Annotated in this window: 17 protein-coding genes; 10 read left to right on the top strand and 7 right to left on the bottom strand. The window is 48.9% G+C overall.

Annotated elements, in window-relative coordinates; genetic code table 11:
* Window positions 1–86: 86 nt before the first annotated feature.
* The 7 genes from ACFER_RS10390 (at window position 87) to ACFER_RS10360 (ending at window position 9,286) form a co-directional block, all read left to right on the top strand.
* On the top strand, window positions 87–1,409 hold the full coding sequence (locus tag ACFER_RS10390) for a sodium/glutamate symporter (RefSeq protein ID WP_012939353.1): 1,323 nt from the start codon (window positions 87–89) through the stop codon (window positions 1,407–1,409).
* A 138-nt stretch (window positions 1,410–1,547) separates the two neighbouring features.
* Complete coding sequence (locus tag ACFER_RS10385) at window positions 1,548–2,576, top strand: hydroxyacid dehydrogenase (RefSeq protein WP_012939352.1); 1,029 nt, start codon at window positions 1,548–1,550, stop codon at window positions 2,574–2,576.
* A 287-nt stretch (window positions 2,577–2,863) separates the two neighbouring features.
* Entirely contained in the window at window positions 2,864–4,117 is a 1,254-nt protein-coding gene (locus ACFER_RS10380; RefSeq protein WP_012939351.1) for an SLC13 family permease, read from the top strand.
* 12 nt (window positions 4,118–4,129) lie between these two features.
* Window positions 4,130–4,969 carry a DUF6282 family protein gene (locus ACFER_RS10375; protein ID WP_012939350.1) on the top strand — a complete coding sequence of 280 codons (840 nt, stop codon included), beginning with the start codon at window positions 4,130–4,132 and terminating at the stop codon, window positions 4,967–4,969.
* 221 nt (window positions 4,970–5,190) lie between these two features.
* Complete coding sequence (locus tag ACFER_RS10370) at window positions 5,191–5,919, top strand: 5'-nucleotidase, lipoprotein e(P4) family (RefSeq protein WP_071818359.1); 729 nt, start codon at window positions 5,191–5,193, stop codon at window positions 5,917–5,919.
* Between the two features lie 397 nt (window positions 5,920–6,316).
* Window positions 6,317–7,669, top strand: a complete 1,353-nt coding sequence (locus ACFER_RS10365) for an ATP-binding protein (RefSeq protein WP_012939349.1) — start codon at window positions 6,317–6,319, stop codon at window positions 7,667–7,669.
* A gap of 309 nt (window positions 7,670–7,978) precedes the next feature.
* Window positions 7,979–9,286, top strand: a complete 1,308-nt coding sequence (locus ACFER_RS10360) for an NRAMP family divalent metal transporter (RefSeq protein ID WP_012939348.1) — start codon at window positions 7,979–7,981, stop codon at window positions 9,284–9,286.
* A gap of 361 nt (window positions 9,287–9,647) precedes the next feature.
* On the opposite strand, the gene ACFER_RS10355 is transcribed toward ACFER_RS10360, so the two are convergent.
* A complete protein-coding gene (locus tag ACFER_RS10355; RefSeq protein ID WP_012939347.1) occupies window positions 9,648–10,583 on the bottom strand; it encodes a LysR family transcriptional regulator in 936 nt (311 codons plus the stop codon).
* Between the two features lie 194 nt (window positions 10,584–10,777).
* Here ACFER_RS10355 and ACFER_RS10350 point away from each other — a divergent pair, with 194 nt between their 5' ends.
* The 3 genes from ACFER_RS10350 to ACFER_RS10340 all read left to right on the top strand — a co-directional run bounded on the left by ACFER_RS10350 (window position 10,778) and on the right by ACFER_RS10340 (window position 13,828).
* Window positions 10,778–11,779 carry a tripartite tricarboxylate transporter substrate binding protein gene (locus ACFER_RS10350; RefSeq protein ID WP_012939346.1) on the top strand — a complete coding sequence of 334 codons (1,002 nt, stop codon included), beginning with the start codon at window positions 10,778–10,780 and terminating at the stop codon, window positions 11,777–11,779.
* An 89-nt stretch (window positions 11,780–11,868) separates the two neighbouring features.
* Window positions 11,869–12,339, top strand: a complete 471-nt coding sequence (locus ACFER_RS10345) for a tripartite tricarboxylate transporter TctB family protein (protein WP_012939345.1) — start codon at window positions 11,869–11,871, stop codon at window positions 12,337–12,339.
* A 10-nt stretch (window positions 12,340–12,349) separates the two neighbouring features.
* Window positions 12,350–13,828, top strand: a complete 1,479-nt coding sequence (locus tag ACFER_RS10340) for a tripartite tricarboxylate transporter permease (RefSeq protein ID WP_012939344.1) — start codon at window positions 12,350–12,352, stop codon at window positions 13,826–13,828.
* Between the two features lie 69 nt (window positions 13,829–13,897).
* On the opposite strand, the gene ACFER_RS10335 is transcribed toward ACFER_RS10340, so the two are convergent.
* From ACFER_RS10335 to ACFER_RS10305, 6 genes are all read right to left on the bottom strand, one after another.
* Window positions 13,898–14,122: an RpnC/YadD family protein gene (locus tag ACFER_RS10335; protein WP_041666276.1), complete on the bottom strand. Its 225-nt coding sequence runs from the start codon at window positions 14,120–14,122 to the stop codon at window positions 13,898–13,900.
* A 400-nt stretch (window positions 14,123–14,522) separates the two neighbouring features.
* Window positions 14,523–15,521, bottom strand: a complete 999-nt coding sequence (locus tag ACFER_RS10325; RefSeq protein ID WP_012938408.1) for an IS3 family transposase — start codon at window positions 15,519–15,521, stop codon at window positions 14,523–14,525.
* Window positions 15,522–15,532: 11 nt separating this feature from the next.
* A complete protein-coding gene (locus ACFER_RS10320) occupies window positions 15,533–15,937 on the bottom strand; it encodes an HTH domain-containing protein (RefSeq protein WP_012937547.1) in 405 nt (134 codons plus the stop codon).
* 551 nt (window positions 15,938–16,488) lie between these two features.
* Window positions 16,489–17,652 (bottom strand): mandelate racemase/muconate lactonizing enzyme family protein, encoded by a 1,164-nt coding sequence (locus ACFER_RS10315; protein WP_012939343.1) that lies wholly within the window; start codon window positions 17,650–17,652, stop codon window positions 16,489–16,491.
* Window positions 17,653–17,661: 9 nt separating this feature from the next.
* Window positions 17,662–18,960 (bottom strand): TRAP transporter large permease, encoded by a 1,299-nt coding sequence (locus tag ACFER_RS10310; RefSeq protein ID WP_012939342.1) that lies wholly within the window; start codon window positions 18,958–18,960, stop codon window positions 17,662–17,664.
* Window positions 18,957–19,499, bottom strand: coding sequence for a TRAP transporter small permease (locus ACFER_RS10305; RefSeq protein WP_012939341.1), 543 nt, complete (start codon window positions 19,497–19,499; stop codon window positions 18,957–18,959). Before ACFER_RS10305 ends, ACFER_RS10310 begins: the two co-directional genes overlap by 4 nt.
* Between the last annotated feature and the right edge of the window lie 19 nt (window positions 19,500–19,518).

Here is a 19,518-nt window from a genome sequence, read left to right as displayed (position 1 = left end):
ACCTTCAGTTCCCGTCCTTCCCTTTTCTCAAAAGATGACTGAAATTTTATACTTATAGAAACTGGAAGATACGTCCGAGGTGCAATATGACAATCAGAGCATTGATGAATATGATGACGGCCGTAAGTATGTTTATTCTGCTGGGGTTCTTCGTCCGTGAATTTATAAAGCCCCTGCAGAAACTGTTTTTGCCTGCTTCCCTGGTGGGAGGACTGATTATGCTGGCACTTGGTCAGCAGGGTGCAGGTTTGATTACCGTACCCAAAGTGTTGGGCAGTGTCCCCGGCGTCCTGATCGACATCGTCATGGTGTCCCTGGTGTTCGGGGTCAGCTTCAACCGGAAAATGCTCCACTCCTACCTGGACTATGTGTGTCTGCCCATGCCGGCCTATGGCATGCAGATGTGCGTGGGCACGCTCCTGGGAGCTTTCCTGAGAGGCGCCTGGCCGGGACTGCCGGTAGGCTGGGGAGTCCTGGGGGTCTTCTCCTTCCACGGGGGCCACGGGACCGCAGCAGCGGCTGCCGCTTCTTTCGAAAAGCTGGGTTATGAAGGCCATATGGCCATTGCCATGGTGCTGTCTACGGTGGGGCTGATTGTGGCCATGACCGTGGGGATGGCCCTGGTGAACTACGGGGTTCGGAAAGGCTGGGGGACCTATGTGAAGGAACCCACCAAACAGCCGGATTACTTCTACGGGGGCGCCCTGCCGGCTGACCAGCGGAAATCCGTAGGGAGCACGGTGACCACTTCCATCAGCATCAACCACCTGGCCCTGCAGTTTGCCTGGCTCATGGGAGCCCTGTTCATCGGGCAGCAGATCTTCGGTTTCCTGAACACCTTCCCGGCCTTCAAGGCCCTGCACCTGCCCAGCGTGCTCCACGGTGTGGTAGGGGGTGCGGTGATGTGGGCCATCATTGAGCAGCTCCATCTGGAAAAATTCGTGGATCTGAAGACCGTCAAACTGCTGTCCGGATTCTTCCTGGAACTGGTGGTGTTTACTGCCATGGCCACCCTGAACCTGAAGTTCGTTTCCACTTATGCGGCGCCCCTGGCCATCTACTGTGTGGTGATGACCGCCCTGACCGTGCCCCTGGTGCTGTTCTGTGCCCGGAAGTTCGCCAAGGAAGAATGGTTCGAAAAAGCCTGCATGTGCTTCGGGGCAGCCACCGGCAATACGTCCACCGGTCTGGCCCTGGTCCGTTCCATCGACCCCAACTCTGAATCCCATGCCGGGGACAGTCACGGGATCTATTCCACCCTCATGTCCTGGAAGGATATCTTTGTGGGACTGACGCCCATCTGGCTCAGCAGCGGGGTAGGCCTTACGGCAGGTGTGGGGGCTGCCATTATGGTAGCATTTCTAGTCATAGGGTTCATGTTTTTCAACACCAGACGGGCACTGAATTAACGGTGCTTTGGCTGCTTATCGGAAAGATCAACGGATGAACAGATAGAATGGGAAAGGCTGACAGAAACTGTTTGGAATTTGTGAAGAAGAAAAGAAATCATCTGGCATGATGAAATTGCAAAGGAGCGTGTGATACAAATGGGCTGGAAAATCTTATTACCACAGGAAATCATGAGTGAAGGACGGGAATTGTTGGAAAAAGCCGGTCATACCATCATTCAGGGGCGAGGATTTGAAACGGCTGATGTACTGGCTGATTTCAAGGAACATCAACCAGATGCCATGATTGTCCGGATTACGCCCATTACCCGGGAAGTCATTGAAGCTGATCCCAATTTAAAAGTCATTGTCCGCCATGGTGCCGGATTTGATGCCCTGGATGTGAAGGCCTGCCATGACAATGGGGTCCAGGCCCTGTATGCACCGGTGGCCAACAGCACATCTGTGGCGGAAACGGCTCTGCTGCTGATGCTGGAATGCAGCCGGAATGTGACTGTGCTGCATAAAACCTGGGTAAATGATTTTTATAAAGCAAAATTGAAAGTCCGCAAGAATACCCTGAATGGCAAGACCGTAGGGATTGTGGGCTGTGGAAACATCGGCAGCCGGGTGGCGAAACGGTGCCTGGCTATGGAAATGAACGTACTGTGCTACGATCCTTATAAACCGGCCAAAGATTTCCCTGATGGAGTGGAAGTGGTCCGGGATCTGGATCGGATCCTTACGGAAAGTGATTACGTTTCCCTTCATGCGCCCAACACTCCAGTAACCCGAAATATGATCAACAAGGAAACCCTGGCCAAGATGAAACCTACTGCTTTCCTGATTAATACGGCCCGGGGCGCCCTGGTGGTGGAAGAAGATCTGTATGAAGCCTGCAAGGACGGAGTCATCGCTGGGGCAGGCCTGGACGCCATCCGGAAAGAACCGGTGGATCCCAAGAATCCCCTGCTGACCCTGGACAATGTGATCATTTATCCTCACATCGGCGGGAATACAACGGAAGCAGCCCATAGAGCTTCTTACTTCTCTGCCATGGGAGTCGAAGAAGTCTATGAAGGCAAGGAACCTACCTGGCCCATCCACGATGTGGATTACGAAACGGCCAAAACCTATACAGATACAAAAAAACCGGACAAAGCACCTGCAGGGATGTTTGATTTCTAAAAAAGACAAATCCCAGTTGGAAAGGTCTGTCAGGGAGCCGTAAAAAATCCGTACAACCCGAAAAACAAAGGTTGTACGGATTTTCTTTGTGATTGTATGATCCTATGGTCGTTTCAATTTAATTATACAATCATTCAACAAAATTATTTTGTTAAACAGTTAAAATATATATGTTTTACTTTGTTGACAGAATAAGTTATCATACTATTGCGAACAAGAAATGCCCTTGCGGAAGCTAGCACCGGATAAGGGGCGTAAAAAGCACGTACCAAGGGAGGAATTTATTTATGACACCGATGGCTCTTGCCTTAGGCATTCTGGCAATTACAATTATATGTTTTATATGGGAACCATTTCCCATTGCCGTTACAGCCATTCTGGCATCCTTGTCCTATGGCTTCTTCGGCATTGTGAAAATGAATACGGTTTTTGCCGCTTATGACAACAATACCAATATCCTGCTTGCCGGGATGATGGTTGTGGGAGCGTCTTTATTCCACACCGGGATTACCGATGCCATTGGCAAGAAAATGGTGGCTCTTACGGGAAAAAGCGAACGGAATATCATTCTGGCCACATTGATCGTTTCCTGCCTTCTCAGTTCTGTCTGCAGCAATATCGGGGTAATGGTGGCGATGGCTCCTCTGGTCACGGCCATGTGTGTGGCTGCTGGAATTGGGCCGTCCCGGGCACTTTTGGGCTTGCTGTTTGGTGCTCAGTTCGGAGGATTCGTCACGTTGGTTGGTGTGGGATCCAATGCTGCCGCAGCTGCTTCCATGGGAGAACTGGGATTGACACCATTTGGCTTTTTCAGCATTACCCCTTTCGGTATTGGGGTATGCATCATCGGAACCTTGTACTTTACCTTTATTGGGTCCCGGATGATCCCCGATACGGGATACATTCCTGAATTTGCCAAAACAGAAAAGAAAGAGCTGAATAAATCCAAAGCGACCATCGCTTCCATTACCATGCTGGTGGTTCTGGCCGTCATTGCTTCCGGAATCAAGGCTGTACCCATGCATGTGGCGGCTGTATTGGGGGCCTGCGTTATTGTGGCAACCCGCTGTATGACTTTGAAAGAGGCCTTGAAGGCCATTGATTGGAACTGCTTGATTCTGGTAGGAGCTTTGAGTGTAATTTCAACCGGGGTAAAGAACAGTGGCGCTGGTCAGGCCGTAGCGGATCTGATCATCCATATCCTTGGCGACAATCCCAGCCCTTTCATGATTTCTACTGTTATGTTCTGGGCTGCTGCTGGGCTGACTCAGATTATGTCCAATATTCCAACTATATTGGTGTTCATGCCCATAGGGATTTCCATTGCACAACAGATTGGAGTCAGTCCTTATCCGGTGGCCATGATCATTACCCTGGCTGGGGCTGCTTCTTATGCCACTCCTTTTGCGGCACCTCAAAATATGATGACGGTAGGCTGGACCCAGTATAAATTTCTGGATTTTTTAAAAATTGGGATTCCCATGGTAGTTTTAACGTATCTGGTAATTGTTGGGTTGATTCCTGTTTTCCTGCCATATTAAGGAGGAATTGCAATGAAGATTTCCTGTAAAGGATTCTATGATATTCATCTTCATCCAGGACCGGATGTATCTCCACGAAAATTTTCAGATGAAGAAGTTGCCGAACAGCTGTCAAAAAAGAAATTTGCGGGATTTGTCCTGAAGAATCATTTTTCTGAGACTGCCAGCCGGGCTGCTCTTCTCCAATCCAGATATCCGTCCATGCTTATTGTGGGAGGGATTGTCCTGAATAGGACGGTAGGAGGGATGAACCCTTATGCCGTGGAGAATTGCAGCAAACTGGGCGGGCGGATTTGCTGGATGCCCACTTTGGAAGCCCGCAGTTATCAACAGAAAAAAAAGCCAGAACTGACAAAGCAGGAAGCAGATTCCTATCTCTATCTTTTGGATCCTGAAGGAAAGCTGAAACCAGAGGTGGTATCCGTACTGGAAACTGTGGCTCGATGCGGAATGGCTCTGGCTACCGGGCATATCAGTGCCCAAGAAGGCCTGGCTGTTCTGCAGAAAGGAAAGGAACTGGGAATCCGGACATTGATAGCCACCCATGCGGATAATCCTGCCGATTATTATACGAAGGCAGAAAGAAAGAAAGTTGTCCAATTGGGAGGTTTCGTAGAACACTGCTTTTTCAATGTACGTCGGGGAGATACCCCGATTGAAGAGCTGGTGGAGGAAATCCGGGAGCTGGGAGCGGATCATGTGCTCCTTTCCTCTGATGTGGGACAGCCCTCCTCACCGTATCCGGATGAAGCGATGGAAATGTTTGCCGAAATGTTGTTGGAAAATGGCTTGTCCCAGGATGAATTGGATTGGTGTTTTAAGAAAAACCCCAAAAGAATACTGGAAGCGTAAAAAGCAGCAAAAGAGGATTGGTCATAGGCAGACGATTAACCATGTCCTTGAAGCACGGAAATCCCCCGGTGTGTGGCACCGGGGTATTTTGCATTTTTTTATTCCAACAAAAAACAAGGATATTTTTGTGGATGATTCCATTCAGTAAAATTTTATATTTAACACTTTATCCTATAAATAGAAAAACGTAAAGTACAGACGAACAGAAATGGAAAAACAAGATTTTCGTAAAGTACAGAAGAACACTTTCCCGGCAATTCTACCAGGCCTTCAACATTGCCCAGGAACGGGTGGATCAGGCTTTGGCCGCCCAAAAATCCGGGGACAAACCCCTGTGCGTGGTCACTGACGTGGATGATACACTGATCCTCCATCCGGACTACTGGGGGTCCATGATTGCCACCAAACATGATGCTTTCGATGATCCCATGTGGGATGAGCCTATCAAACAGGATAAACTGACCACAGCCCCTGGGGCAGTGGACTTTCTCAACTATTGCAAATCCAAAGGGGTGGAAGTGTTCTACGTCACCAGCCGGGACCAGGGAGAAGGCACCTATGGCTATGCCCTGAAGAACCTTCAGGATCTGCAGTTCCCCTATGCGGACAAAGACCATCTCACCGTGCTCATCGACACCTCCAACAAGGAAAAGGAACAGAAGAAAATCGCCCAGACCCACAATATCGCCGTGTATCTGGGAGACAGCCTGAATGATTTCCAGCGGGTATATTATGTGAAGGATGTGGACCAGCGGAATGACCTGATGGAAAAGGACAAGGATCTGTTCGGGAAAAAATTCATCCTGATGCCCAATCCCACTGACGGGCACTGGGTACGGGCTATTTTCGGGGAATCCGAACCGGCTCCCACCAAAAAGAACCGGGAGACCTGGAAAAAGGCTGCCGAAAAACAGCAGAGCCGGGGAATCCGGGATCATATGGGGAAATGAAGGGGCTATTTATAAAACAAGATGAAAAATAAAAATATTTTTCAAGGGAAATAAATCACATAATCAATAAATTTCGTACCAAAAATATTAAAATTACAATATTTTTGGTACGAAATTTATTTTATTGGCAAAATAAAGCCCTGTCCCGTAGAGGGAACTCGTAGGGGGTGTAGGGGCGGCAGGCCCGGCCGCCCGCAGGATGCCCGGCCACCCCTTCTTATAAAGTCACGAAAAAAACAGGAGATAATTTTAAAAAGATTTATCGTTTTCGTGCAAAAATAGCCAAAAACATTTACTGTTTTCGTGCTATAATAACCTAAAAGATTTATCATTTTCGTGCTGAAAGAGCCATAAACACTTTTCATTTTGTGTAAGATATGTTAAAGGAGGGTTCAGCGTGCTGTTTCGGAGAAAGGTCTATGAAAAACTGCTGTATTGGAAAAAAATGGCAGCCGGTTCTACGGCGGTACTGCTGGAAGGGGCACGGCGTATTGGAAAAAGTACCATCATTGAGGAATTTGCAAAAAACGAGTATGATGACTATCTGATTTTGGATTTTGCTCTGGAAAATCAGGACATCAGAGAAAATTTTCGGGAAAATCTGAACGATTTGGATGCTTTTTTTCGTACTCTGTTCCTTTTGAAAGGAAAATCCCTCAAGGGAAAACGCTGTGCCATTATTTTTGACGAGGTACAGCTTTTCCCGGAAGCCAGACAGGCCATCAAGTATCTGGTGAAGGACGGCCGGTATGATTATCTGGAAACCGGTTCTCTGATTTCCATCCGCAAGAATGTACAAAATATCCTGATCCCTTCCGAAGAATATCGGATCAGGATGTTTCCCATGGATTTTGAAGAGTATCTGTGGGCCATCCAGGACGAAATCACGGGACCAGCCATCAGGGACGCCTTTGCCCGGAGAAAACCGTTGGGGGATAAAATCCATCGGGTCATCATGAAAAAGTTCCGCACCTACATGGCCGTGGGGGGAATGCCCCAGGCAGTGGAGGCCCTTGTGGAAGGGAAGGATTTCGCCCAGATCGATTTCATCAAACGCAATATCCTGGACCTGTATGAGGAAGACCTGGCAAAATATGATCAGCAGAATCATGACAAGGCTTCCGTGGTATTCCGTACGATTCCGGAACAATTGGAAAACAAGAATTCTCATTTCAAACTGTCCCTGTTGGGAAAAAATGCACGGTATCGGAACTATGTAGAAGCCGTTTCCTTTATAGCGGATTCTATGATCGGCAATGAATGCATCAACGTAACCAAACCGGAACCAGCACTGGAACTGTTTGCGGACCGGAGCAATTTTAAACTGTATATGGGGGATACGGGGCTTTTGGTGACCCAGATCATGCGCAGTGATGCAGAAACAGGAGATGCCTTGTACAAAGCGCTGATTACCGGGCGTTTGGGAATCAATGAGGGAATGGTTATGGAAAACATGGTGGCCCAGATGCTGCGGGCGGCCGGGCATGGCCTGTATTTCCATGAATACCGCTACTGTCCTGAAGGCAGCCAAAGGGAGAATTCTTATGAGATTGATTTCCTGATTGTGAGGAATAAGAAACTCTGCCCCCTGGAAGTGAAATCCTCAGGCTACCAGACCCATAAATCCTTTGACTATCTGGTGAAAAAGTACCAATTGAAAATGGAAGAACGGTACATCCTCTATACCCGGGATCTGCAGATGAAAGAAGGAATCGGATTCCTTCCCTTGTATATGGCTATGTGTCTCTAACGGCTTCTTATCCAACCTCTATACAACCTTTGCACAACAGACGTTGCCCGAGATCAAAAGGGGGGCCGGGAAGAAGACCGGATTGGATTGCATACTCTGTTTGTCCGTTCTGAAAAGACAGATACCACAAATGAAGAGATAACAAATGTATCATTTTCCAATAATTGCATTTGAATAAAAACAAAGTTGACAAGTTGATGAATAAAAATTCTTCGATAAAATACTTGATTTCTATGATATGCCATGGTAGAATAGCCGTCATCACTCATTGTTTTATGAGTGCAGAATTGAATGAGGGGCGGTTTTATCATGCAAGAGTCTTTAACCATTGAAAAAACAATGGAAGATGCCGAAGAGAACAGTCAGGTCTCCAGCTGGCATTCCAAACTCCGGGCACTGGGGCCGGGTATCCTGATGGCATCGGCTGCTGTGGGCGGATCCCACATTGTTGCTTCCACCCAGGCAGGGGCCATTTACGGGTGGCAGCTGGCCATCATCATTATCCTTGCGAACCTTTGCAAGTATCCGTTTTTCCGTTTTGGTGTCCATTATACCCTGTCCACCAATGAGTCCCTGCTGCAAGGGTATCAGAGAAAAGGCAATCTGTATCTCGGGGTATTCTTCATACTGAACGTGTTTGCCGCCATGGTCAACACTGCCGCCGTCAGCATTATTTGTGCTGCAATCCTGAAATTCATCTTCATGGCGGTGGGCGTGAACTTTGCCGTGAGCATCCCCATGGCCAGCACCATGGTCATTGCCATTACCTGGGGAATGCTGATCCTGGGACAGTACCGTTTCCTGGATGGGCTTTCCAAAGGGATCATGATTGCCCTGACCGTTTCTACGGTATCTGCCGTAATTATCGCAGCCTTCAAAGGCGGTATGCCCATGGCACAGGATTTTGTGGCACCCAATCCCTGGACGCTGACATCTCTCGGCTTTATCGTGGCCCTGATGGGCTGGATGCCGGCACCCATTGAAATCTCCGCGTTGAATTCCATGTGGGTGGTTGCGAAACGCCGCCTGAATCCGGTCAGTTTCAAGGATGGCATCTTCGACTTCAACGTGGGCTACATCGGTACGGCAATCCTTGCCCTGGTCTTCATGGCCCTGGGGGCACTGGTCCAGTACGGCAGCGGTGAAAAGGTCGAGGCAGCCGGTGTTGCCTATATCGGCCAGCTGATCAAAATGTACGCCTTTGCCATCGGATCCTGGTCCAAACTGCTCATTGCCCTGATTGCTTTCCTGTGCATGTTCGGGACCACCCTTACCGTTATCGACGGCTACTCCCGTGCCAACGATGAGGCCCTCCGGCTGCTGCTGAAAAAGGATCACAGCTCCACCCGGAACCTGAACATCTGGATGACGGTTACGGCCCTGATCGGGATTGTCATCATTTCCGGCTTCATGAGTGATGTGGCCACCATGCTCTACTTCGCCATGATCTGCTCCTTTGTTTCCACTCCGTTCTTTGCACTGCTGAACTTCTCCCTGGTGCGGACGGGAGCGAACAAAGTCAAGGGCGGCCTGTTCTGGCTGGGTGTATTCGGATTCCTGTACCTGGCAGGCTTTACCATTTTGTTCATTGCGTATGAGGCAGGATTGCTGAGATAAAACAGGGATTTTGGGGTAAGATCTCTGTTGGGCTCCGGCAGGTGGATGAAAGCGTCATTATGGAAGATATGGAGAAGAAGGACCAGTCCGAACTCCGTCGGCCCAAACTGTTCTGGTTCAACCTGCTGCTTACAGTGCTGCTGATTGTAGGCCTCAGTGTGGTTCCGGCTCCCGGATATGTAATCTTTGCCCTTGTGGGTCATGAACATCATGTGGCTGGTGGCCGGCTACGTGCTGGGTATCTTTCGGTAATCTTCTTTCGCCAACTGTGTACCAAACTCATACATCCTTGGAAACCAACAGACCCAAAGGGCTGCTCCTGCGCAGGAGCAGCCCTTTGGGTCATTCTGCGTTTTATTTTTCACTTTTGCTCTGCACTCTGCACTTTGGCTTTTTGCATCCAGTACTCCCGGGCCTGCTGGATGAACAAATTCTCCGCCTGGTTCAAAAAGGCTCCTTTGGGGTAGCTGACTGCCACGTTCCAGCGGAGGGGCTTTTCAAAGGAATAGTACCGGATCCCCTGTTCGAAGCCCTGGGCAGTGGATTCCGCCACGATGCCGCAGCAGATCCCGGCCCGGACCATTTCCAGGATGGTGGCAGGGTTGGCGGTGTCGAACAGGATCTGCGGCACCACCTGCCGGGCCCGGAACAGCCGGTCCAGCACCGGACGCATGGTGGTCTGCTTCCGGAGCAGGATCATGGGCCGGTCCTTCAGGGCCAGGAGGGGCAGCCGGGGCCGTCTTTTTCCGGCTTCCATTACGGCCCCTTCCAGATTCCAGGCTTCCGGCACCGCAATGAGGATCTCTTCTTCATACAGATTCTGGTATTCATTGTCATCCCGCTGGCTTTCGAACAGGGTCATGAACCCCAGGTCCAGATCCCCGGCAGTGACCAGCTTCTGCATCTGGAACACGTTCAGTTCATAGGGAACCACCACCAGATTGGGATACTGTTCATGGAAAGCCGGATACACATGGATGAACATGTCCGGTCCCCGGACCGGGGTCATGCCCACCCGGATGGTTCCCGTGTACCCATGGGTCAGGTCGCTGATCTGGCTGTAGGTATTCTGCTTCACCCGGAGCATTTCCCGGGCTCCCTCCAGGTAGATTTCCCCGGCCCGGGTGGGCCCCCAGTTGGTCTTGCTCCGCTTGAAAAGCGGCGTTCCCAGTTCATGCTCCAGGTGGAGCAGCTGCTGGTTCAGCGCCGACTGGGTCAGATACAGCTTTTCCGCCGCTTTGGTGATGCTCTTTTCTTCTGCAATTTTAAGGATATGCTCGATGAGTCTGGTATCCATAAGTGGAATCAACTCCTTATTGCTGACATATAGAAAAATAATTAAGGATTCTCTGTTGATTTATTAAGTGTACATCTACATTATAGGGCAATATAATGATTGTAACAAGGTGTTACGGAAAATTCAGGAAATTAAAATTCTGCTTGCTGTTCGCAAAATATTTAATTTTCGTAAAAATCCAAGGAGGGAGAACAATGCTGAAAAAAATTTTGTGTGCAGGGCTGGCAGCGGCGCTTCTGGTTGCTGTTACAGGCTGTGGGGGAGCCAAAGACAAGGGGAAGACCGCCAATACCAAGGCCAAATGGCCCAAAAACGTGGAAGTGGTGGTCCCTTATGGGGCCGGCGGGGATACGGATTTCAACGCCCGTCTGCTGTCCCAGAAGCTGAGCAAGAAACTGGGAACCAACATCGTCGTTTCCAACATCAAGGGTAATGGAGGCGCTACCGGATCCCGGAAGGTCAAGGATGGGAAGAAAGACGGCAGCATCCTCCTGTTCAACCACACGGGATTTGCCGTGAACAAGGCCAGCAAGGCTTCCGATTTCGGATTCGATGATTTCTCCTTTGCATCCATAGTAGGTCTGAACCCCGGGAATGTCATTGTGGTGAACAAGAAACTGGGGATCAATTCGTTGGCTGAACTGAAAGCCTATACGGAACAACATCCGGATGAACTGAAGATTGCCGTCCAGACCGGGGCTACCTCTTATGTCATTGCATCCCAGCTGGTCAATCAGGGATTTAAACTGAAAATGGTGGATGCAGGAGCTGCAGCATCCCGTCTGACCGCCCTTCTGGGGGGCCATGTGGATGTCATCTTCTCTCCTTACGGCGGCGTAAAGGATTACATTGCCAAAGGGGAAATGGTTCCTCTGGCTATGGATGGGGAAAATGATCTGGTGGTTCCGGACAAGAACATCAATGTAAAGACCATCAAACACCAGGGCTTTGACGCCTATGTGCCCTTCTACTACTTTGTGGCCTTCCCCAAAGGTACGGATCAGGCTCTGATTGATTCTTTCAATGCGGCAGCCAAAGACATCATTGAAAATGATAAGGATTACCAGAGCAAGATTTACAACATGTACTTCCAGAAACCCACCTTCCTGCCGGGCAGCGATGGACTGGCCAAGTTCAGCGCCTATGAAAAAGTCCTTCAGGGAGTCAAGTTTACGGATGTTGCCAAGAACAACTGACGGAGCCGTCTCCTGAATGAAGAGCAACAAAGCTGGTACCGGCTCGCTGCAGATCGGTGCCAGCTTCTCCATTTGTGAAAGGAAAAATTATGGGTACAAGAAAACTTGCGGAATACATCATCGATCTGGTCCTGCTGCTGGTGGGCATTGCCCTGGCGGTGGCGTCTCAGAGCATCCCTCCGGGATCTTCCATTGGCATTGGTGGAGACTTTATGCCGAAAGTCTGTACGAAAATCTGGATTTTTATCAGTCTCTGCCTGTTGCTGTGGGAAAAATTCACTCCGGATGATCACCAGAAAGGCATCACGGCTGATCTGAAATGCCTGGGCCTTACAGCCCTTGCACTTTTTCTTTATATTGCTCTGCTGGATACTCTGGGATTTGTGCTTTCTTCCATTCTGTACATGGCCGCCCAGATGCTGATTTTCATCCCGTTGGAAAATCGGAACCGGAAGCACTACATTATGATCGGCGTCCTGGCCCTGGTGGTGCCCCTTTTGATCAATGAAGTCTTTGAAGAAGTCTTTTCCCTGCTCCTTCCGGCCGGGATCCTGTTCTAAGGAGGATGTTATGGTTGTTGAAGGCATTTTATCTGTACTGAATCCCACAACCCTGCTGATTATCCTGGTGGGGGTTGTTGTGGGTATCATCTTTGGCTCCATTCCCGGGCTTACTTCCACCATGGCAGTGGCCCTGTGTCTGCCCATTACCTTTGGGATGTCTCCACTTAACGGGATTTCCATGCTGATTGCGCTGTATGTGGGAGGCACTTCCGGCGGTCTGATTTCTGCCATTCTGCTGAAAATTCCCGGTACACCCTCTTCCGTAGCAACCACTTTTGATGGTGCACCCATGGCGGAACGGGGAGAAGGAGGAAGGGCTCTGGGCATCGGTATCTTCTATTCCTTCCTGGGGACCATTCTTTCCATGATTGCCCTGTTCTTCATTGCACCGCCTCTGGCAAAAGCTGCCTTGAAGTTCGGTCCCATTGAAACTTTTTCCATCTGTCTCTTTGCGCTGACCATGATTGCCGCCATGATTTCTGACAATCCCTTTAAAGCGGTTATGGCCGGGGTGTTCGGCATTGTGATTTCCCTGTTTGGGATTTCCGATATTACCGGTTCCGCCCGCTTCACCTTCGGGATCCCGGAACTGGAAAACGGTTTTTCCCAACTGCCAGTGATGATTGGGCTCTTTGCCACCGCTGAAATCCTGAAAGCGGCAGCCGACGGGGTCAAGTCCAAGGAAGGGCAGATCCTGGAATACAAAATCAAGGGTTTTGGTTTTACCCTGCAGGAATTTAAGGACCAGTTCGTCAACTTCATACGGTCGGCTCTGATTGGTATTGGCATCGGCATCCTGCCGGGAATTGGCGGAGCCACTTCCAACATTGTGGCCTACAGTGTGGCCAAACAACAGAGCAAACATCCGGAAAAATTCGGCACCGGCTGCATGGACGGGATTGTGGCTTCTGAAACATCCAACAACGCTTCCATTGGCGGGGCGCTGATCCCGCTGCTGACCCTGGGGATTCCCGGGGATACGGTAACTGCCATCATTCTGGGCGGCCTGATGCTCCACGGCATCATCCCCGGACCCCTGCTGTTCCAACAGAGTGGTGAACTGGTCTATGGCCTGTTTGCCGGTCTTATGGTGGCCACAGTCGTGATGCTGGTAGTAGAATACGGAGGTATCCGGGCCTTTGTACGGGTCCTGGATGTGCCCAAATACATCCTGTTCCCCATTATTTTCGTCTTGTGCGTGGTGGGGACCTATGGCACCAACCACAATATGTTCGATGTCTGGACTTCTCTGGGATTCGGGGTCATCGGTTACTTCATGAGCAAGTACAAATATCCCCAGGCACCGCTGATCCTGGGTCTGGTACTCGGGAAGGAAGTAGAGCAGAACCTGATCCGGGGCATGCAGTATACGGACGGAAGCTTCCTGAAATTCTTCCAGTCTCCCATTGCTGCCGTATTCCTGACCATTTCCATCGGCGTTCTTCTGTGGTCTGTAATCAAGCAGATCAGACGGAGATTCTGTTAGGCGTAAAAAACGAACTGTGAAGTTGCCAGCAGGCAGTTTCACAGTTCGTTTTTTTATCTGTTATACTTATTATTTTCCAGCTTTTTCAGCCAGTTTCCGTACATAGCTGACAGGAACCTTTGTCCCTGCAGAAATCTGCTCCACAGGCATACCGCTGGAAAACAGGTTCAGCAGCAATTCCCGTTGGACCAGAGCAATGCCTTCCTGTTTCCCCTCCAGGCGGCCTTTTTGCAGGCCCTTTTGCATGCCTTCTTCCAGGTTCTTTCTTGCAATGGCGTGTCCGATACCGCACATGGTCTCCGCCTCCTCTTTCATTTCAACGGTCATGGGAATGGCGTATTCCCGTTCCAGGATTTATTTCTTCTCGTCAGGGTCCATCTGATGATGTCCTCCTGCCGTCTGTCCGGCTGTCCCAGGCCAATCATGATCATGGACATCATGTCATAATTCATTTTATCATATTTGGAGCTATAAATGATGAAAAGTGAAGAATGCAGAGTTAAGAGTGAAGCGCACTGGACTAAACCGTACCCCTTGTCAAGGACAGTTTCTAAAAGTAGGACCCCTTGTTTTAGACAGTTCAACAATCCTGGTACCTTTAAAATGGACGTTTGGTAATTGTCTATCAGAAGGCCCCTAACCATCCAATCTTATGCACTGGCTCCTTACTCATAAAATGGCTGCTTTTGCCATTTTATGAGGTGAGCTGGTTCCCCAGCTCACAGGCTCTCCGCTTCAATGTAGGAACCTCGGGCATCTTGGGAATATCGAGCGGATAAACCCCTGTTGTTACAAATTGGTAGAACTCGTTTGGCGACAGTTTCGCCAGTTCCCACTGGTAGCGCTCGTTGTTGTAATAATCCATGTAATCATCTACGATGGCCTTCACCTCCCCAAAGCTCACTGCTGCTGCAATTTTCTTTTTCACATGGTCTTTCATACGGCCGAAGAAGCTTTCCTGCGGCGCATTGTCCCAGCAATTCCCCCGCCGTGACATGGATTGTCTGAGATCCTTGTCATGGAGGATATCGATGAAGCTGTGACTCGTGTAATGGCAACCCTGGTCAGAATGCACGATGGTTTCAGCATGCAGTGAGACGCCGTGATCTCGAATCAGGTTGTTCACCGTTTCTACCACGAAATCCACCTCCAAAGAATCGCTGAGGACATACGCCAGAATCTGCTTGGTATAGGCATCCAGTATGGTGGAAAGATAAGCAAAGATCCCATTGTAAGGAAGATAGGTAATATCTGTCAGCAGTACCATGCGAGGACCATAGTCCTCAAACTGGCGCTGCAGCAGATTATCGGCCACCGTATTGGTCTTCAGGGCTTTCGCCAGCTGCCGATAGGGATTCGCCTTCCTGATGGGGCAAAGCAGGTGGAACTTTTTCATCAGACGACGGATTTTCTTCACATTCATAATGACGGGCGGATCCATGTGGAGCAGCTCCATATAGATGCTGCGGGCGCCCTTCTTGTACCCTCGTCTTTTGTAAGCGGCAAGGATCAGTTCAAAGTCCTTGCGGTCCTGTTCTTGCTGGGCCTGCCGAAATGCTTCCGCCTTTACCCAGGCATAATAACCGCTTCGGGACACGCCTGCCATCTTGCATAAACTGCTGATGGAAAGTCTGTTCTCGCTGGTACTTACCGTCTTTTCTATGATTTCGAACACACAAGAGGAATCGTTCATGAGCAGAGAACCTACCTTTTTGTGTTCTTGATCGCGGAAATTTTTTTTAAATATTCCACTTCCTGCCGCAAGTATTCAACTTCATGTCTGAGGGCCTTAATGTCATCTTCAGGCTTGACCTTGGCGGCGGTGTCAGACCTGTCGGCGGGTCTCCTGCCTTCATAGAAACAACCATATTTGGCATATTCCTCTTTGATATGCTGGAGAGCACCGCCAATGCGTCTTTCGCCCAGCACAGCAGGGTCAAAGCCGTATTTTTTGAAGACGTCTTTAGGATAGACTCCTTCCATATATTCGGTGTAAAAGATTTCTTTAAAGGACTTCCTCAGGACCAGGGTAGAGCGGCTTACGCTATACACATAAGGGTTCTGGCGCAACGCTGCAATCTGCTCCTCAGTAAAAAGTTTTCTGCTCATGTGGATTCTCCTTGGCTTTATTGGATTTGAGGATACCACATGCATATGATTGTGTTCAATAGGTTGGGTCCAAAATGAGCACGCCAATTTTAAAGGATTCAAATTGTAGCCTGTCCAATTTTGTGGGCAGGTGCTACTCTTAAAAAGTGTCCACACTTATGGGGACAGTATAGGACCGTAGGGGACGCAGGCCCGTCGCCCCGCCCGGTATTCGTCTATAAGCTCAAGAACAGCAGCATGCAGTGCCTGTTCTTCCAGCCACGTGCCCAGATCCTGGGCCACAGTGGTAGAGGTTTTCATGGAATCACCATCTTTCTGTAAGATTTTGCAAGGATCACTGGGGGATTCTTTCCCTTATCCAACAGAAAAATTCCTTCCCAACTGGAAAAAGGAGGTCATTATTGGGCATTTTTCCGGCATGAATGGGATTTTGAGGTCTTGGAAAAGAAAATAGAAATGGAATTAGGTCATCGTTTGTCGCAAAACTTGTTGCAAAAATGAAACCGTGAAAGGCACCAATAGAAATGAATGGCATCTTTCACGGCTTGTTTCTATTTTACGATATATTTTTCAATGCGCTCCCAGTCAACTTCAATACCTAGTCCAGGTCCGTCCGGAACGAAAAAATTCATTTCAGGATCGGTCTGAAAGGGTGTTTTCAAGATATCTGTTTTCAGCGGATTGGGATTTTCTTCTGATTCCATGGCAATGGTGTTGCTCATGGCGGCGGCTGTTTGGAGACTGGCGGCAAACAACACAGCAGAACCAAAGCAGTGGAGAGAAATCTTTTTGTTGGCCGCCAAGGCTGCGGCACCGATTTTTTTGACTTCAGAAATACCTCCGGCCCAGCCTACATCGGGTTGAAGGATATCAATCTGATTTTCTTTCAGCAGATTTTGGAAGTTCTTGAGACCCTGCTGTGTTTCACAGCCAGCGATGACTAAAGAAGGCACGGCATCAGCAATTTTGCGATAGCCGTCCACATCTTCGAATGGCAGAGGTTCTTCGATAATCTTTACTCCGTAAGCCTGGAGCTTGGGAGCATTTTGAATTACTTGGTCTGCCGTCCAGGTGGCATTGGTATCCACCATTAACATGCCATCTTCCATGATTTCATGAGCTGCCTGAATGCGCTGCCAGTCCTCTTCTTCACTGACTTTGTCATTTTTATTATCCATATAATCCAGAAAAGGATTGGATGAGGTACGGCCAATTTTGATTTTGGCATCTTTGTAGCCTTTTTTACGGTAGGAAGACAGTTCTTTCCGAAGACCATCAAGTCCTTTGCCAGGAGCATAAAAGCCACCACTGGCATAGGTGGGAATCTTTTGAAAAGCCAATCCCAAGAGATGACTGACAGACATGTGGGCGGCTTTTCCCAAAATATCCCAGAGAGCGGTATCAACGCCGGAAATAATGGCCATAGTAAGACTGCGGCGGCCATTGGCCAATGTACGCCAGTACATGGTTTGCCAGAGCTCTTCGATGTTTTCTGCTTCTTTTTCCAGGATAATGGGGGCAATTTGCTGATCAAGCAACGTCTGAAGTGCATTGAGGGGAGCTCCAAAGGAAAAGGCTTCCCCAATTCCCCAAATTCCTTTATCAGTTTCAATACGGATCAGAAAGGCCTGTCGGGCAATAGAAGTGCTTAAAGCATCATGGATTTCTTCACAGGGACAGCGCAGCTGGATCCCTTTCACAGAAGTGATTTTCATAGCGTCCTCCTATACAGTCATTCCCAGAAATGTGGGAAACCACAGGCTGATGGATGGGACAAATGTAATCAGCATCAAGGCAATCAGCAGACAGGCCAGCCAGGGAAGCAGTGCTCTTGAGAAATGACCTACAGATATATGACCAATCTTGCTGACTACGAACAAGACCAGGCCAAAAGGCGGCGTCAACAGCCCAATCATCAGATTCAATACCATGATGATGCCAAACTGCGTAAAGTTTACATGGTACGCTTTCAGGAGAGGCATAATCAGCGGTACAACAATGGTGATGGCGGAAGCGGTTTCCAGGAAACAGCCAATAACCAACAGGAAAATATTGATCAGTAAAAGCAGCATAAATTGAGAGGAAACCAACCCTGTCATTTCTTTCAGAATCAGCTGGGGAATCCGTACACGGGTTGCCACGTAACCAAAGAAGGTGGCGCCGGCAATGATCAGAGCAATGGTCACAGAATCCCGGAAGGTTTCTTTCAGGATGGAAATAAATTTTTCCAGTGTCAGTTCACGATAAATGCAGATTTCCAGGAACAGGCTGTAGCAAACCACAATGGCGGCACTTTCTGTAGGGGTGAAGACACCGCCGTAAATTCCTACCAACAGGATAACAGGAGCCATCAGCGGGAGAAATCCGTCTTTAAGAGCGGTAAAAAATTCTCCTCCAGAGGGAAATTTGGTACGGGGATAGTGCCGTAGAATGGCATAAGCACTGACCAGTACCATCATCAAAATGGCCATGACCAGGCCAGGGATGATTCCAGCCATAAACAGGGCACCTACGGAAGCTCCAGATACGGTTGCATAGACAACCAGAGGAATGGAAGGGGGGATAATGGGTCCCAATGTTGAAGATGCCGCTGTGACACAGCAGGAAAAATCATTATCAAATCCATTTTCGTTCATGGCTTTGATTTCGATGGATCCCAGTCCGCCGGCATCAGAAACTGCTGTACCGGACATACCGGCAAAAATTACGGAACAAAGGACATTTACATGGCCAAGACCACCAGGCAGCCAGCCGACAACTTTCATACAAAAGGAAAAAAGCTTTTTGGTGATGCTGCCCGTATTCATGATTTTGGCGGCCAACAGGAACAGTGGAATGGAAAGAAGTGTGAAAGAATCCACCCCTGTATAAAGATATTGGCTGAGCAGGCTCCATTTCATGCCAAAGCGGGTAGCCAGGACGGCACATCCTGCCAGGGACATACTGATGTAAACGGGGACTTTCAGCAGGAAGAGAGCCAGCATGGAAACAAGGAGCATCAGGATAATTGTATTCGTAGTCATATTCCCAAATTCATCTCGCTTTCTTTTTTTCGGGCAAGCGCTTTTTCTTCTTTGTTGATATCCATGGTATCCGGGCAGCCTTTGCACAAAGCGACGATTTTGCATATAGCGACCACAAAGAGAAAAGCGAATCCTACGCACATGGCTGAATAGATCCAGTTCATTTTAATCCAGGGAAGTGCTACCGCTGAAACTCCTGCGTTGGTACGGATCAGGACCAGAAGGCTTTTGAGACAGAGTACGGAAAATACACATGTCAGAATGTTGATCAGGATATTGATGGCCTTCTGCAGCTTTGCAGGGCATTTGTTGACCACCATATCCACACAGATATCAGCGCCTTCTGCCAGCGTCAGGGGAGCTCCCAGAAAGATCATCAGACAAAAACAGATGCGGGCCAGTTCTTCCGTAAAATTCTGGCCAATGGTAAAGAGACGGCAGACAACCTGGATAACCATCAGCAAAAAAATGATGAATAAAAGCGTTATACAAATTCCTTCAACAGTTTTCAAATAGCCTCGTGCTATTTTATGGAACATAAGAGAATCCCTCCTTATC

The sequence above is a fragment of the Acidaminococcus fermentans DSM 20731 genome, assembly GCF_000025305.1.
Lineage (GTDB): Bacteria > Bacillota > Negativicutes > Acidaminococcales > Acidaminococcaceae > Acidaminococcus > Acidaminococcus fermentans.
This window is presented reverse-complemented; position numbering and strand designations above follow the sequence as displayed.